The organism is Pseudomonas sp. IT-P218 (genome assembly GCF_949767605.1).
GTDB classification, from domain to species: Bacteria; Pseudomonadota; Gammaproteobacteria; order Pseudomonadales; family Pseudomonadaceae; genus Aquipseudomonas; species Aquipseudomonas putida_AE.
The window spans coordinates 14059-29709 of the sequence record NZ_CATKQQ010000077.1; the positions used below are offsets into that span (position 1 = coordinate 14059).

Sequence of the window (15651 nt, forward strand, 5' to 3'; positions counted from 1 at the left end):
GTAAAGTGGGTTTTCTGAACGTAAAACGCTAGAATTTGGAGAAACGCTGACGTGTTTCGCGGAGCCAACGCAATCAGTCTCGATGCAAAGGGCCGTCTCGCTATGCCGAGCCGGTACCGTGACGAGCTGGTTTCGCGTAGTTCCGGTCAGTTGATCGTCACCATTGATGCCGTTGATCCGTGTCTGTGTGTTTACCCCCTCGATGAGTGGGAAATTATTGAAACCAAACTGCGCGCACTGCCTTCGCTTCACGAAGCGAACCGCCGTCTGCAACGTTTACTGATTGGCAATGCCGTCGACCTCGAGCTCGATGGCAGTGGTCGTTTTCTGGTTCCACCGCGTCTTCGTGAATATGCCAAGTTGGATAAGCGCGCGATGCTGGTAGGCCAACTGAACAAGTTCCAATTGTGGGACGAAGATGCCTGGGATGCGGTTGCTGCCGCTGACCTGGCTGCTATTCAAGAACCGGGCGCGATGCCTGATAACCTGCGTGAATTGATCCTGTGACTATAGATAGCGGCTTTAACCACATCACCGTACTGCTTGACGAAGCCGTCGAGGCTCTCGCCGTACGTCCTGATGGCTGCTATCTGGACGGAACGTTCGGACGGGGCGGACACAGCCGGTTGATCCTCAGCCAGCTCGGTCCCGATGGTCAGTTGCTCGGGTTCGACAAAGACCCTCAAGCGATTGCCACCGGGCAGACGCTAGCGGCCGAAGACGGCCGCTTTGTCGTTGTACAGCGCAGCTTTGCCGAGCTGGGTGCGGAAGTTGCCGCGCGCGGCATGAACGGCAAGGTCAGCGGCGTGCTGCTTGACCTGGGCGTCTCTTCGCCACAGCTGGACGACCCTGAGCGCGGTTTCAGCTTCCTCAACGATGGCCCGCTGGACATGCGCATGGACCCGTCCCGCGGGATCAGCGCTGCCGAATTCGTCAACACCGCGCCCGTGGAAGAAATCGCCCGGGTGTTCAAGGAATACGGCGAAGAGCGTTTTTCCGGGCGCATGGCCCGTGCCGTGGCCGAACGTCGCGATATCAAACCGTTCGAGCGCACCGCCGATCTGGCTGAAGTGCTGAAGGTCGCCAACCCTGCGTGGGAAAAGGGCAAGAACCCGGCTACCCGTGCATTCCAGGGGTTGCGCATTCACGTCAATAACGAACTGGGCGATCTGGAAGCCGGTCTCGAAGCCGCGCTGGAGAGCCTGGAAGTGGGCGGTCGCCTGGTGGTAATCAGCTTCCATTCGCTGGAAGATCGCATCGTCAAGCTGTTCATGCGCAAGCTGGTCAAAGGCGAAGCCGACAACCTGCCACGCAACCTGCCGGTTCGGCACGTCGCTTTCGAACCGAAAATCAAAATCCATGGCAAAGCGCAGACGGCCTCCGACGCCGAGCTGAAGGCCAACCCACGCTCCCGTAGTGCTGTCATGCGCGTGGCGGAGAAGCTGCGGTGAGCAAGCTCTTCGCCAAGCCACTTCCCGGCGGAAGCTTTTTCATGCTGCTGTTGTTCGTGGGCGTGCTCGTGTCGGCCATTGGCGTGTCCTACAGCGCCCACTGGAACCGCCAGTTGCTGAACACGCTGTACGGCGAGTTGAGCGTGCGCGACAAGGCGCAGGCCGAATGGGGTCGCCTGATTCTTGAACAAAGCACTTGGACCGCCCACAGCCGTATCGAAGTGCTGGCCACCGAACAACTGAAAATGCGCATTCCCGGCGCCGCCGAAGTGCAGATGGTGGCGCCATGATGAAACTCGAAGGCGCTCTTTTTCCATGGCGTTTCCGCCTGGTGCTGGGTCTGCTTGGCGTCATGGTGGCGGCGATCGCCTGGCGCATCATTGACCTGCAAGTGGTCGACCGTGCCTTTCTCAAAGGTCAGGGCGACGCGCGCAGCGTTCGGCATATTCCGATTCCGGCTCACCGTGGCCTGATCACCGATCGTAATGGCGAGCCCCTGGCCGTCAGCACCCCGGTCACCACCTTGTGGGCCAATGCCAAGGAAATGCAGCTGGCCAAGGAAAAGTGGCCAGCACTGGCTGCTGCGCTGGGGCAGGACCCCAAGGCACTGGCCGAGCGCCTTGAAGCACAAGCCAACAAGGAATTCATTTATCTGGTGCGCGGGCTGACGCCTGAGCAGGGCCAGGCCGTACTCGACCTGAAAGTGCCGGGTGTCTACGGCATCGAAGAGTTCCGCCGTTTCTACCCGGCCGGTGAGGTCACCGCCCATATGGTCGGCTTTACCGACATCGACGACCATGGTCGAGAAGGCGTCGAGCTCGCCTACGATGAATGGCTGGCCGGGGTCCCCGGCAAACGGCAAGTGATCAAAGACCGGCGCGGCCGGTTGATCAAGGATGTCCAGGTCACCAAAAACGCCAAGGCCGGAAAGCCCTTGGCGTTGTCCATTGACCTGCGCCTGCAATACCTCGCCAACCGCGAATTGCGCAACGCGATCATCGAGAACGGCGCCAAGGCCGGCAGCCTGGTGATCATGGACGTGAAGACCGGCGAAATCCTCGCCATGGTCAACCAGCCGACCTACAACCCGAACAACCGCCGCAACCTGCAACCGGCAATGATGCGTAACCGCGCGATGATCGACGTGTTCGAACCGGGTTCGACCATGAAGGCGATCTCGATGAGTGCCGCCATCGAAACCGGACGCTGGAAGCCGAGCGACACCGTCGAGGTGTACCCGGGCTCCCTGCAGATCGGCAAGTACACCATCAAGGACGTCTCCAAGAGCGAAGGTCCGGTGCTTGACCTTGCCGGTATCCTGATCAATTCCAGTAACGTCGGCATGAGCAAGATCGCCTTCGATATCGGTGGTGAGACGATTTTCCGCCTGGCGCAGAAAGTCGGTCTCGGCCAGGATACCGGCCTCGGCTTCCCGGGCGAACGTGTCGGCAACCTCCCGAACTACCGCGAATGGCGCAAGGCTGAAACCGCCACGCTGTCCTACGGCTACGGTGTTTCCGTGACGGCGATCCAGTTGGTTCACGCCTTCTCGGCCCTGGCCAACAACGGTCGCCTGGCGCCGCTGACACTGATCAAAACCGACAAGGCGCCGCAGACCACCCAGGTGTTGCCGGAAGCCGTCGCGAAAACCATGCAAGGCATGCTGCAGCAAGTGATCGAAGCGCCGCGCGGGGTATTCCGTGCGCAGGTGCCGGCTTATCACGTGGGCGGCAAGTCCGGTACTGCGCGTAAAACATCGGTCGGCACCAAAGGCTATGCAGAGAACTCCTACCGCTCGCTGTTCGCCGGTTTCGGCCCGATGAGCGATCCGCGCTACGCCATCGTGGTGGTGATCGACGAGCCGACCAAGGCCGGTTACTTCGGTGGCCTGGTGTCTGCGCCGGTGTTCAGCCGTGTGATGTCCGGCACCCTGCGCCTGATGAACGTTACCCCGGACAACCTGCCACCTACCCAACAAGCGAACGCAGCGCCGGTCGTTCCACTGAAAGCCAATGGAGGGCGCGGCTGATGTCTTTGAGCCTGAACAAGATTTTCCCCCACGCCGGCCACGATCTGTTGATCCGTGAGTTGGCGCTGGACAGTCGCAACGTACGCGCGGGTGACCTGTTCCTCGCGGTGCCGGGCGGCAAATTCGATGGCCGTGCGCACATTGCTGATGCGCTTGCGCGAGGCGCTGCGGCCGTGGCTTATGAAGTGGAAGGCGCTACCGTGCTGCCGATCACCGACGTGCCGCTGATTCCGGTCAAGGGCCTGGCAGCGCAGCTGTCGGACATCGCCGGGCGTTTTTATGGCGAGCCGAGCCATCACCTGAAACTGGTGGGCGTGACTGGCACCAACGGCAAGACCAGTGTGACCCAACTGGTGGCCCAGGCACTGGATCTGCTTGGTCAGCACTGCGGCATTGTCGGCACCCTCGGCAGCGGGTTTCATGGCGCGCTGGAAAGCGGCCTGCACACCACGCCAAACCCGATTGCAGTGCAAGCGACCTTGGGCGACCTGAAAAAGGCCGGTGCCAAGGCGGTTGCCATGGAAGTCTCGTCCCATGGCCTGGATCAGGGCCGGGTCACCGCGCTGGCATTCGATGTGGCCGTGATGACCAACCTGTCCCGCGACCATCTGGACTACCACGGCACCATGCAGGCCTATGGCGAAGCCAAGTCCAGGTTGTTCGCCTGGAATGACTTGAAGTGCCGCGTGGTCAACCTCGACGATGATTTCGGCCGGCAACTGGCTGCCGAAAAACGCGAGTCGCGTCTGATCACCTACAGCCTGCTCGACAGCAGCGCTTACCTGTATTGCCGCGAAGCGCAGTTCGATGATCACGGCGTGCGCGCCACGCTGGTTACGCCCCAGGGCGAACACCACCTGCGCAGCACGCTGCTGGGTCGTTTCAACCTGAGCAACGTGCTGGCCGCGGTCGGCGCCTTGCTCGGTCTGGACTATGCCCTGGACGAAATTCTCAAGGTGCTGCCCAAACTCGAAGGCCCGGCCGGGCGCATGCAACGCCTTGGCGGCGGTACCCAGCCGTTGGTGGTGGTCGATTACGCCCACACCCCGGACGCCCTGGAAAAAGTCCTGACGGCCCTGCGCCCTCACGTCAAAGGACGGCTGCTGTGCCTGTTCGGCTGTGGCGGCGACCGCGATCGCGGCAAGCGTCCGCTGATGGCCGAAGTGGTCGAGCGTCTGGCCGATGGCGTACTGGTCACCGACGACAACCCGCGCACTGAAGATCCATCGGTAATTTTCGACGACATCCGTGCCGGCTTCACCGCTGTGGATAAAGTGACCTTCGTGGCTGGCCGTGGCCAGGCAATTGCCCAGTTGATCGCCGGTGCGTCGGCTGATGACGTGATTGTCCTGGCCGGTAAAGGTCACGAGGACTATCAGGAAATCAACGGCGAACGGCATGCCTTTTCCGATCTGGTCGAGGCCGATCATGCCTTGACCGCGTGGGAGGTGGCCCATGCTTAAAGCCTTGAAACTGAGCGAACTGACCGGCGCGCTGAATGCACGCTTGATCGCAGCAGATGCGAGCTTCGACGGCGTCAGCATCGACAGTCGCGCCATCAAGCCGGGCCAGCTGTTCATTGCCCTGGCCGGTCCGCGCTTCGATGGCCATGACTACCTCAATGAAGTCGCGGCCAAAGGTGCCGTGGCAGCCTTGGTCGAGCGTGAAGTCGCCGACAGCGCGCTGCCGCAATTGCTGGTGGCCGATACCCGCCAGGCCCTGGGCCAACTGGGCGCGCTGAATCGTGCGGCATTCACCCAGCCAGTCGCCGCCATCACCGGTTCCAGCGGCAAGACCACGGTCAAGGAAATGCTCGCGAGCATCCTGCGCACCCGTGGTCCTGTGCTGGCCACCCGCGGCAACCTGAACAACGACCTCGGCGCGCCGTTGACCCTGCTCGAACTGGCACCGGAACACACCGCCGCCGTGATCGAGCTCGGTGCTTCGCGCCTGGGTGAAATTGCCTACACCGTGGGCCTGACCAAACCCCATGTGGCCATTCTCAACAATGCCGGAACCGCCCATGTCGGCGAGTTCGGCGGGCCGGAAAAAATCGTCGAAGCCAAGGGCGAGATCATTGATGGGCTGGATGCCAATGGCGTCGCCGTGCTCAATCTCGACGACAAGGCGTTCGACATCTGGAAGACCCGCGCTGGCGAGCGCAAGGTGCTGACCTTCGCCCTGAGCAATGTCAGTGCCGATTTCTACGCCAGCGACCTGGCCACCGATGCCCGTGGTTGCCCGGCGTTCAACCTGCACAGTCCTGAAGGTGTGGAGCGTGTTCAACTGAACCTGCTCGGCACCCATAACGTCGCCAACGCCATGGCTGCTGCGGCTGCCGCCCATGCCCTGGGGGTGTCGCTGTTCGGCATCGCCACCGGCCTCGGCGCGGTGCAACCGGTCAAGGGTCGTACCGTTGCGCAACTGGCCAGCAATGGCATGCGCGTCATTGATGACACTTACAACGCAAACCCCACCTCCATGTGCGCCGCCGTTGATATACTGGCCGGCTTTTCCGGTCGCACCGTTCTGGTGCTCGGGGATATCGGCGAGTTGGGCGACTGGGCGCAGCAGGGGCACCGCGACGTGGGCGAATACGCCCGTGGCAAGGTTTCTGCGCTGTACGCCGTCGGGCCGATGATGGTTCACGCCGTCGACGCTTTCGGTCCACAAGCCTTTCACTTCAGCACGCAGGCTGAACTGATCAAGGCCCTGGGGGCCGAGCAGGATACAAACACCACCATTTTGATCAAGGGCTCGCGCAGCGCTGCGATGGAAAACATCGTTGCCGCGTTGTGCGGGACCAGTCCGGAGAAACATTAATGCTGCTGCTGCTAGCGGAGTATCTGCAACAGTTCTACAAAGGCTTCGCGGTCTTCCAGTACCTGACCCTGCGCGGGATTCTCGGTGTGCTGACCGCGCTGGTCTTGTCGCTGTGCTATGGCCCGTGGATGATCCGTACTCTGCAGAACCGTCAGATCGGCCAGTCCGTCCGTAACGACGGCCCGCAATCGCACCTGTCCAAATCCGGCACCCCGACCATGGGCGGTGCGCTGATTCTGTCTTCGATCGGTGTCAGCACCCTGCTGTGGGCTGACCTGACCAACCGTTATGTCTGGGTCGTCCTGTTGGTGACCCTGTTGTTCGGTGCCATCGGCTGGGTCGACGACTACCGCAAGGTGATCGAGAAGAACTCCCGCGGCTTGCCGAGTCGCTGGAAGTACTTCTGGCAGTCGGTGTTCGGCCTGGGCGCTGCGATCTTCCTTTATATGACCGCCGCGACGCCGGTGGAAACCACCCTGATCCTGCCGATGCTCAAGGATCACAGCATTGCGCTGGGCGCAGGCTTCATCGTCCTGACCTACTTCGTGATCGTCGGTTCGAGCAACGCGGTCAACCTGACCGACGGCCTCGACGGCCTGGCGATCATGCCGACCGTGATGGTCGGTGGTGGCCTGGGGATCTTCTGCTACCTGTCGGGTAACGTGAAATTCGCCGAATACCTGCTGATCCCTTATGTACCGGGCGCGGGTGAGCTGATCGTGTTCTGCGGCGCGCTGATCGGTGCCGGCCTGGGCTTCCTTTGGTTCAACACGTATCCCGCACAAGTCTTCATGGGCGACGTCGGCGCGCTGGCGCTGGGCGCGGCCCTGGGCACCATCGCCGTGATCGTCCGTCAGGAAATCGTCCTGTTCATCATGGGCGGCGTGTTCGTGATGGAAACCCTGTCAGTCGTCATTCAGGTTGCGTCCTTTAAGCTGACCGGTCGCCGTGTGTTCCGCATGGCACCGATTCACCACCACTTTGAACTCAAGGGCTGGCCCGAGCCGCGCGTGATCGTCCGTTTCTGGATCATCACCGTGATTCTCGTGCTGATTGGTCTTGCCACCCTGAAACTGAGGTAGAAACCCGTGTCCCTGATCGCGTCTGACCACTTCCGCATCGTTGTCGGCCTCGGCAAGAGCGGCATGTCCCTGGTTCGCTTCCTGGCGAACCGGGGCGTGGCGTTTGCGGTGGCCGATACGCGGGAAAACCCGCCGGAACTGGCCACGCTCAAGCGTGACTACCCGCAGGTGGAAGTGCGTTGCGGCGAGCTGGACGTCGAGTTCCTGTGCCGTGCCGACGAGCTCTACGTGAGCCCCGGCTTGGCACTGGCGACCCCGGCCCTGCAGGCCGCTGCTGCCCGTGGCGTGAAATTGTCCGGCGACATCGAGCTGTTCGCGCGTAACGCGAAGGCGCCGATCGTGGCCATCAGCGGTTCCAACGCGAAGAGCACCGTGACCACACTGGTCGGCGAGATGGCGGCGGCGGCGGGCAAACGTGTCGCGGTTGGTGGCAACCTCGGTACGCCGGCGCTGGACCTGCTCAGCGACGACGTCGAGCTGTACGTGATGGAGTTGTCGAGTTTCCAGCTGGAAACCACCGATCAGCTCAACGCCGAAGTAGCGACCGTGCTCAATATCAGCGAAGACCACATGGACCGCTACAGCGGCCTGCCGGCCTATCACCTGGCCAAGCACCGGATCTTCCGTGGGGCCAAACAGTTCGTGGTCAACCGTCAGGATGCCCTGAGCCGGCCGTTGATGGGCGAGGGCCAGCCGTGCTGGACCTTTGGCCTGACCAAGCCGGATTTCAAGGCCTTCGGTATCCGCGAAGAAGGCGGCGAGAAGTACCTGGCCTTCGAATTCCAGAACCTGATGCCGGTGCGCGAACTGAAAATCCGCGGCGCCCATAACCAATCCAACGCCCTGGCGGCATTGGCACTCGGTCACGCCGTCGGCTTGCCGTTCGACGCCATGCTCTCGGCGCTGCGCGCCTTCGCCGGGCTCGAGCATCGTTGCCAATGGGTCCGCGACCTGGATGGCGTGGGTTACTACAACGACTCCAAAGCCACCAACGTCGGCGCCGCGCTGGCGGCCATCGAAGGCCTGGGTGCGGACATCGACGGCAAGATCGTGCTGATCGCCGGTGGCGACGGCAAGGGTGCCGAGTTCAAGGACCTGCGTGATCCGGTGGCGGCCAACTGCCGTGCCGTGGTCCTCATGGGTCGCGACTCCGACAGGATCGGCCAGGCCATCGGCGATGCCGTTCCGCTGATTCGTGCAGGCTCCCTGCTCGAAGCCGTCGAACAATGCCGCGCCGCTGCCCGGCCGGGCGACGTGGTGCTGCTGTCGCCGGCGTGCGCCAGTTTCGACATGTTCAAGCACTACGAAGACCGTGGTCACCAGTTCGTCCAAGCCGTGGAGGAACTGGCATGAGTCTTCGGGGCATCATCAAACCTTACCCATCGCCGCTCATCACCGGGCGCGGCATCGACCTCGACTTCCCGATGCTCGTCGGTTGCCTGACGCTGCTCGGCCTGGGGCTGGTGATGATTGCATCGGCCTCCACCGAAGTGGCGGCGGTGCAGTCCGGCAGCGCCCTGTACTACATGATTCGCCACCTGATCTACGTGGTGCTGGGCCTTGCTGCCTGCATCGTCACCATGATGATCCCGATCGCCACCTGGCAACGCCTGGGCTGGTTGATGCTGCTGGGGGCATTCGGTTTGCTGGTGATGGTGATCATTCCCGGGATCGGGCGTGAAGTGAACGGTTCGATGCGCTGGATCGGCTTCAGCTTTTTCAACGTCCAGCCTTCCGAGATCGCCAAGGTGTTCGTGGTGATCTACCTCGCCGGTTATCTGGTGCGTCGCCAGAAAGAAGTGCGTGAAAGCTGGATGGGTTTCTTCAAGCCGTTCATCGTGCTGCTGCCGATGGCGGGCCTGTTGCTGATGGAGCCGGACTTTGGTGCCACCGTGGTGATGATGGGTGCGGCGGCGGCGATGCTGTTCCTCGGCGGGGTCGGGCTGTTCCGGTTTTCCCTGATGGTGGTCCTGGCGGTCGGGGCGGTGGTGTTGCTGATTCAGATGCAGCCGTATCGAATGGCGCGTCTGACCAACTTTGCCGATCCGTGGGCCGACCAGTTCGGTGCCGGCTACCAGCTGTCCCAGGCATTGATCGCTTTCGGCCGCGGCGAATGGCTGGGCGTTGGCCTGGGCAACAGCGTGCAGAAGCAGTTCTACCTGCCGGAAGCCCACACTGACTTCGTGTTCTCGGTCCTGGCCGAAGAGCTGGGTGCCGTGGGTTCCCTGTGCACGGTGGCGCTGTTCGTCTTCGTTTGTATTCGTGGCATGTACATCGGCTTGTGGGCCGAGAAGGCCAAGCAGTTTTTCGCCGCCTATGTCGCCTACGGCCTGTCGTTCCTGTGGATCGGTCAGTTCCTGATCAACATTGGTGTGAACGTCGGCCTGCTGCCGACCAAGGGCCTGACGCTGCCGTTCCTCAGCTATGGCGGCAGTTCGTTGGTGATCTGCTGTGCCTGTCTCGGCTTGTTGCTGCGCATCGAGTGGGAGAGTCGAACCCACCTGGGCAGCGAAGAGATGGAGTTCCATGAGAGCGACTTCGCCGAGGAGCCGAACCATGGGCGCTAACGTATTGATCATGGCCGGCGGCACCGGGGGCCACGTGTTCCCGGCACTGGCCTGTGCCCGCGAATTCCAGGCCCGCGGTTACACCGTGCACTGGCTCGGGACGCCGCGCGGTATCGAGAACGAATTGGTTCCGATGGCCGGTATCGAACTGCACCGGATCAACGCCAGCGGTTTGCGTGGCAAGGGCAAGCTGTCGCTGCTCAAGGCGCCGTTCATGTTGCTCAAATCGGTCTGGCAGGCGCGGGCGATCATTCGTCGTTTGCAGCCGGCTTGCGTGGTGGGCTTTGGCGGTTATGTGACCGGCCCTGGTGGTGTCGCAGCCAAACTGGCCGGTGTGCCGGTGATCGTTCACGAACAGAACGCCGTGGCGGGTACCGCCAATCGGTTGCTGGTGCCGTTGGCCGCCCGAGTCTGTGAAGCGTTCCCCGACACCTTTACCCTGTCGAGCAGCCGACGGACCACCGGTAACCCGGTGCGCACCGAGCTGTTCCTCGAAACACCGCGCCCGGCCCTGGCCGGTCGCAAGGCGCGTTTGCTGATCCTGGGCGGAAGCCTGGGCGCAGAACCGTTGAACAAGCTGCTGCCTGAAGCCCTGTCGCAAGTCGCCGTCGACCTGCGCCCGGAAGTGTTCCATCAGGCCGGTAAAAACCATGATGAAGTGACTGCGCAGCGCTACTTCGCGGCTGGCGTCGAGGCGCAAGTGCAGCCGTTCATCAAAGACATGGCCCAAGCCTATGGCTGGGCCGACCTGGTGGTATGTCGCGCAGGTGCGCTGACCATCAGTGAACTGGCCGCCGCCGGTCTGCCCTCGATGCTGGTGCCGTTGCCCCACGCGATCGACGATCACCAGACCCGCAACGCCGATTATTTGGCCCGTGAAGGCGCTGCCTTCCTGATGCCGCAAAGAACGACCGGTGCAGCGGATCTTGCCGCGCGCCTGACAGAGGTCCTGATGCAACCACAACGACTCAACGATATGGCCACTGCGGCCCGCCGCCTGGCCAAACCCGATGCCACCCGTAACGTGGTCGATACCTGCCTGGAGGTGGCCCATGGTTGAGAATCAGAAAGCCATGCCGCAACCGGAAATGCGCCGCATCCGGCGCATCCACTTCGTCGGGATCGGCGGCGTGGGTATGTGCGGGATTGCCGAAGTGTTGCTGAACCTGGGCTATGAAGTGTCCGGTTCCGACCTGAAGGCTTCTCCGGTCACCGAGCGCCTGGAATCGTTCGGTGCGCAGATTTTCATCGGTCACCGCGCCGAGAACGCTGCCGCCGCCGATGTGCTGGTGGTGTCGAGTGCCGTGAACGTTTCCAACCCGGAAGTCGCCACAGCGCTGGAGCGTCGTATTCCAGTAGTGCCGCGTGCAGAAATGCTGGCTGAGCTGATGCGCTACCGCCACGGCATCGCCGTCGCCGGTACCCACGGCAAAACCACCACCACCAGCCTGATCGCCTCGGTGTTCGCCGCCGGTGGCCTGGACCCGACGTTCGTCATCGGTGGCCGCCTGAATGCCGCGGGCACCAATGCCCAGCTCGGCACCAGCCGCTACCTGATCGCCGAAGCCGACGAAAGCGACGCCAGCTTCCTGCACCTGCAGCCACTGGTGGCCGTGGTCACCAATATCGACGCCGATCACATGGCGACCTACGACGGTGACTTCAACAAACTGAAGAAAACCTTCGTCGAGTTCCTCCACAACCTGCCGTTCTATGGTTTGGCGGTGGTGTGCCTGGACGATCCGGTGGTGCGTGAAATCCTGCCGCTGGTCAAGCGTCCGACCGTCACCTACGGCTTCGGCGAAGACTGCGACGTGCGCGCTATCAATGTGCGCCAGCAAGGCATGCAGACCTTCTTCACCGTGCTGCGCCCCGACCGCGAGCCGCTGGATGTTTCGGTGAACATGCCGGGCAACCACAACGTACTGAACTCGCTGGCGACCATCTGCATCGCCACCGACGAAGGCGTCAGCGATGAAGCCATCGTCCAGGGCCTGTCCGGGTTCCAGGGGGTTGGCCGACGTTTCCAGGTCTACGGCGAACTGCCGGTGGACGGCGGCAACGTGATGCTGGTGGACGACTACGGTCACCACCCGACCGAAGTCGCGGCTGTGATCAAGGCCGTGCGCGGTGGCTGGCCGGAGCGCCGACTGGTGATGGTTTACCAGCCGCACCGTTACAGCCGTACCCGCGACCTGTACGACGATTTCGTCAATGTACTGGCCGACGCCAACGTCCTGCTGCTGATGGAAGTCTACCCGGCCGGTGAAGAGCCGATTCCGGGCGCCGACAGCCGCAAGCTGTGCAACAGCATCCGCCAGCGCGGGCAGCTCGACCCGATCTACATCGAGCGCGGAGTCGACCTCGCGCCGCTGGTCAAGCCGCTGCTGCGTGCCGGCGACATCCTGCTGTGCCAGGGCGCCGGCGATATCGGCGGTCTTGCACCGAAACTGTTGAAAAGTGAGTTGTTCGCCGGTGCCGTTGCTGCGCCGGAGAAGGGGAAGTTGAAATGACTGCTGCCTACGCCAACCTCGTCAGCACCGTCGCGCCGAAAGACTTCGGCCGCGTCGCCGTGCTGTTCGGCGGCAAGAGTGCCGAACGCGAAGTGTCGTTGAAGTCGGGCAATGCCGTTCTGGATGCGCTGCAAAGCGCAGGCGTGGACGCGTTTGGCCTCGACGTCGGCGATGACCTGCTGCAGCGTCTGCTGAACGAAAAGATCGACCGCGCCTTCATCATCCTCCACGGCCGTGGCGGTGAAGACGGCAGCATGCAGGGCCTGCTCGAGTGCCTGGGGATTCCCTACACCGGCAGCGGCATCCTCGCCTCGGCGCTGGCCATGGACAAGCTGCGCACCAAGCAGGTCTGGCACAGCCTGGGCATTCCGACGCCACGTCACGCAGTGCTGAGCAGCGAAGCCGATTGTATTTCGGCGGCGACGGAACTGGGCTTCCCTTTGATCGTCAAACCGGCTCATGAAGGTTCGAGTATCGGGATGGCCAAAGTGAGTTCCGCGTCTGAGTTGATCGACGCCTGGAAAGCGGCCAGTACCTATGATTCGCAAGTGTTGGTCGAGCAATGGATTCACGGTCCGGAGTTCACCATCGCCACCCTGCGTGACCAGGTGTTGCCGCCAATCGCCCTGGGCACGACGCACAGTTTCTACGACTACGACGCCAAGTACATCGCCAACGATACCCAGTACCGCATCCCGTGCGGCCTGGACAGCGCCAAGGAAAAGGAACTCATGGACCTCACGGCGAAAGCCTGTGAAGCGCTGGGTATCGCCGGTTGGGGCAGGGCGGACGTGATGCAGGACGCCGAAGGGCAGTTCTGGTTCCTGGAAGTCAATACGGCACCGGGCATGACCGATCACAGTCTGGTGCCGATGGCGGCCCGCGCTGCCGGCCTGGATTTCCAGCAATTGGTTCTGGCCATTCTGGCCGCCAGCATTCCCGCTGCCGGCACCGAAGAGCCGCGAGGTTAAGACCATGCAAGGCGCACAGTTGAGACATCAGCCACCCGCACCCGGCCGCAAGCCGGTGCCGCGGGGTGCCAGCCGAATGGTGGCCAAAGAGCCGATGTCCGCGCGCCTGCCGAAAGCCAACTTCGGTGTTCTCAAAGCCTTGTTCTGGCCGGTGCTGCTGGTCGCGTTGGGGTTCGGTACCTACGAAGGCGCGCAGCGTTTGTTGCCGTACGCCGACCGACCGATCACCAAAATCGCGGTGCAGGGCGACCTGAGCTACATCAGCCAGCAAGCGGTGCAGCAGAGAATCGCCCCGTTCGTGGCGTCGAGCTTCTTCACCATCGACCTGGCGGGCATGCGCACCGAGCTTGAAACCATGCCATGGATTGCCCATGCCGAAGTGCGCAGGGTGTGGCCGGACCAGGTGGTGATTCGCCTGGAAGAACAATTGCCGGTGGCCCGTTGGGGCGACGAATCGCTATTGAACAACCAGGGGCAGGCGTTTACCCCGCGCGAGCTGGCCAATTACGAACACTTGCCGCAGTTGTTCGGTCCGCAGCGGGCCCAGCAGCAAGTGATGCAGCAATACCAGGTACTGAGCCAGCTGCTCAGGCCATTGGGCTTCTCGATTGCGCGCCTGGAGTTGCGCGAACGAGGCAGCTGGTTCCTGACGACCGGCCCTGGCAGTGCCGGGCCCGGGATCGAACTGCTGCTGGGACGCGGCAACCTGGTAGAGAAGATGCGCCGTTTCATTGCCATCTATGACAAGACGCTCAAAGAACAGATTACGAACATTGCGCGCATCGATCTGCGCTACGCCAACGGCCTCGCTGTTGGCTGGCGGGAACCAGTAGCGCCTACGACAGCCCAACCCGCTGTCGCGAAGAATTAAGAGAGGCAGGACCATGGCAAACGTGCAAAGCGGCAAAATGATCGTCGGTCTCGATATCGGCACCTCCAAGGTGGTGGCGCTGGTCGGCGAGGTCGCGGACGACGGCACGCTGGAAATCGTCGGGATCGGCACCCACCCGTCCCGTGGCCTGAAGAAGGGCGTGGTGGTGAACATCGAGTCCACCGTGCAGTCGATCCAGCGCGCCATCGAAGAAGCGCAGCTGATGGCCGGCTGCCGCATCCACTCGGCATTTGTCGGCGTGGCCGGCAACCACATCCGCAGCCTGAACTCCCACGGCATCGTGGCGATTCGTGATCGCGAAGTCAGCTCGGCCGACCTCGAGCGTGTGCTCGACGCCGCCCAGGCCGTGGCGATCCCGGCTGACCAGCGGGTGCTGCACACCTTGCCGCAGGATTACGTGATCGATAACCAGGAAGGCGTCCGCGAGCCATTGGGCATGTCGGGTGTGCGCCTGGAAGCCAAGGTCCACGTGGTCACCTGCGCCGTCAACGCCGCACAGAACATTGAAAAATGCGTGCGTCGCTGCGGCCTGGAAATCGACGACATCATCCTCGAGCAACTGGCGTCCGCGTACTCGGTGCTGACCGACGACGAGAAAGAACTGGGCGTGTGCCTGGTGGACATCGGTGGCGGCACCACCGACATCGCGATCTTCACCGAAGGCGCGATCCGTCACACCGCGGTGATCCCGATCGCGGGCGACCAGGTGACCAACGACATCGCCATGGCGTTGCGCACCCCGACCCAGTACGCCGAAGAAATCAAGATCCGCTACGCCTGTGCCCTGGCCAAACTGGCCGGCGCCGGTGAAACCATCAAGGTGCCAAGTGTTGGCGACCGTCCGCCGCGCGAGCTGTCCCGCCAGGCCCTGGCCGAAGTGGTCGAGCCGCGTTACGACGAGCTGTTCACGCTGATCCAGGCTGAGCTGCGTCGCAGTGGCTACGAAGACCTGATCCCGGCCGGCATCGTGCTGACCGGCGGTACGGCGAAGATGGAAGGCGCCACCGAGCTGGCCGAGGAAATCTTCCACATGCCGGTGCGCCTGGGCGTGCCTCACGGCGTGAAAGGCCTGGATGACGTGGTGCGCAACCCGATTTATTCCACGGGCGTTGGCCTGTTGATGTACGGCTTGCAGAAGCAATCCGACGGCATCTCGTTCTCGGGTATCGGCAGCCGCGACAGCTTCAGCAACGAAGAACCCAAAGGCGCCTTGCTCGATCGCATCAAGAGCTGGGTCCAGGGCAATTTCTAAGATTTACCGCAACACCGCAACACCGTTGTAGATACAGGCAGTAGGCGAAAAAACTAGAGAACGTAAAGGAG

General features: G+C 62.5%; 14 protein-coding genes. All 14 read left to right on the plus strand.

The window, feature by feature from the left end:
• The first annotated feature begins 51 nt into the window (after positions 1–51).
• The 14 genes from mraZ to ftsA are packed head-to-tail and all read left to right on the plus strand — an operon-like array spanning position 52 to position 15580.
• Complete coding sequence (gene mraZ, locus ACM6I6_RS26305; protein WP_274074204.1) at positions 52–507, plus strand: division/cell wall cluster transcriptional repressor MraZ; 456 nt, start codon at positions 52–54, stop codon at positions 505–507.
• Positions 504–1451 (plus strand): 16S rRNA (cytosine(1402)-N(4))-methyltransferase RsmH, encoded by a 948-nt coding sequence (gene rsmH, locus ACM6I6_RS26310; protein ID WP_414920914.1) that lies wholly within the window; start codon positions 504–506, stop codon positions 1449–1451. The genes mraZ and rsmH overlap by 4 nt, the downstream gene beginning before the upstream one ends.
• Positions 1448–1741: a cell division protein FtsL gene (gene ftsL, locus ACM6I6_RS26315; RefSeq protein WP_032834661.1), complete on the plus strand. Its 294-nt coding sequence runs from the start codon at positions 1448–1450 to the stop codon at positions 1739–1741. The genes rsmH and ftsL overlap by 4 nt, the downstream gene beginning before the upstream one ends.
• Positions 1741–3480 (plus strand): peptidoglycan D,D-transpeptidase FtsI family protein, encoded by a 1740-nt coding sequence (locus tag ACM6I6_RS26320; protein WP_178134366.1) that lies wholly within the window; start codon positions 1741–1743, stop codon positions 3478–3480. The genes ftsL and ACM6I6_RS26320 overlap by 1 nt, the downstream gene beginning before the upstream one ends.
• Complete coding sequence (locus ACM6I6_RS26325) at positions 3480–4943, plus strand: UDP-N-acetylmuramoyl-L-alanyl-D-glutamate--2,6-diaminopimelate ligase (protein ID WP_274074205.1); 1464 nt, start codon at positions 3480–3482, stop codon at positions 4941–4943. The genes ACM6I6_RS26320 and ACM6I6_RS26325 overlap by 1 nt, the downstream gene beginning before the upstream one ends.
• Positions 4936–6303 (plus strand): UDP-N-acetylmuramoyl-tripeptide--D-alanyl-D-alanine ligase, encoded by a 1368-nt coding sequence (locus tag ACM6I6_RS26330; RefSeq protein ID WP_414920915.1) that lies wholly within the window; start codon positions 4936–4938, stop codon positions 6301–6303. Before ACM6I6_RS26325 ends, ACM6I6_RS26330 begins: the two co-directional genes overlap by 8 nt.
• Positions 6303–7385, plus strand: a complete 1083-nt coding sequence (mraY, locus tag ACM6I6_RS26335; protein ID WP_008060275.1) for a phospho-N-acetylmuramoyl-pentapeptide-transferase — start codon at positions 6303–6305, stop codon at positions 7383–7385. Before ACM6I6_RS26330 ends, mraY begins: the two co-directional genes overlap by 1 nt.
• A gap of 6 nt (positions 7386–7391) precedes the next feature.
• Complete coding sequence (gene murD / locus ACM6I6_RS26340; protein ID WP_414920916.1) at positions 7392–8738, plus strand: UDP-N-acetylmuramoyl-L-alanine--D-glutamate ligase; 1347 nt, start codon at positions 7392–7394, stop codon at positions 8736–8738.
• Positions 8735–9952, plus strand: coding sequence for a putative lipid II flippase FtsW (ftsW, locus tag ACM6I6_RS26345; protein ID WP_274074208.1), 1218 nt, complete (start codon positions 8735–8737; stop codon positions 9950–9952). Before murD ends, ftsW begins: the two co-directional genes overlap by 4 nt.
• Complete coding sequence (gene murG, locus ACM6I6_RS26350) at positions 9942–11012, plus strand: undecaprenyldiphospho-muramoylpentapeptide beta-N-acetylglucosaminyltransferase (RefSeq protein ID WP_274074209.1); 1071 nt, start codon at positions 9942–9944, stop codon at positions 11010–11012. Before ftsW ends, murG begins: the two co-directional genes overlap by 11 nt.
• A complete protein-coding gene (gene murC / locus ACM6I6_RS26355; protein WP_323627052.1) occupies positions 11005–12465 on the plus strand; it encodes a UDP-N-acetylmuramate--L-alanine ligase in 1461 nt (486 codons plus the stop codon). The genes murG and murC overlap by 8 nt, the downstream gene beginning before the upstream one ends.
• Positions 12462–13436, plus strand: a complete 975-nt coding sequence (locus ACM6I6_RS26360) for a D-alanine--D-alanine ligase (RefSeq protein WP_323606943.1) — start codon at positions 12462–12464, stop codon at positions 13434–13436. Before murC ends, ACM6I6_RS26360 begins: the two co-directional genes overlap by 4 nt.
• Before the next feature lie 4 nt (positions 13437–13440).
• Positions 13441–14307 (plus strand): cell division protein FtsQ/DivIB, encoded by an 867-nt coding sequence (locus tag ACM6I6_RS26365; protein ID WP_323606942.1) that lies wholly within the window; start codon positions 13441–13443, stop codon positions 14305–14307.
• A gap of 13 nt (positions 14308–14320) precedes the next feature.
• Positions 14321–15580 (plus strand): cell division protein FtsA, encoded by a 1260-nt coding sequence (ftsA, locus tag ACM6I6_RS26370; protein WP_008060298.1) that lies wholly within the window; start codon positions 14321–14323, stop codon positions 15578–15580.
• Positions 15581–15651: the final 71 nt, after the last annotated feature.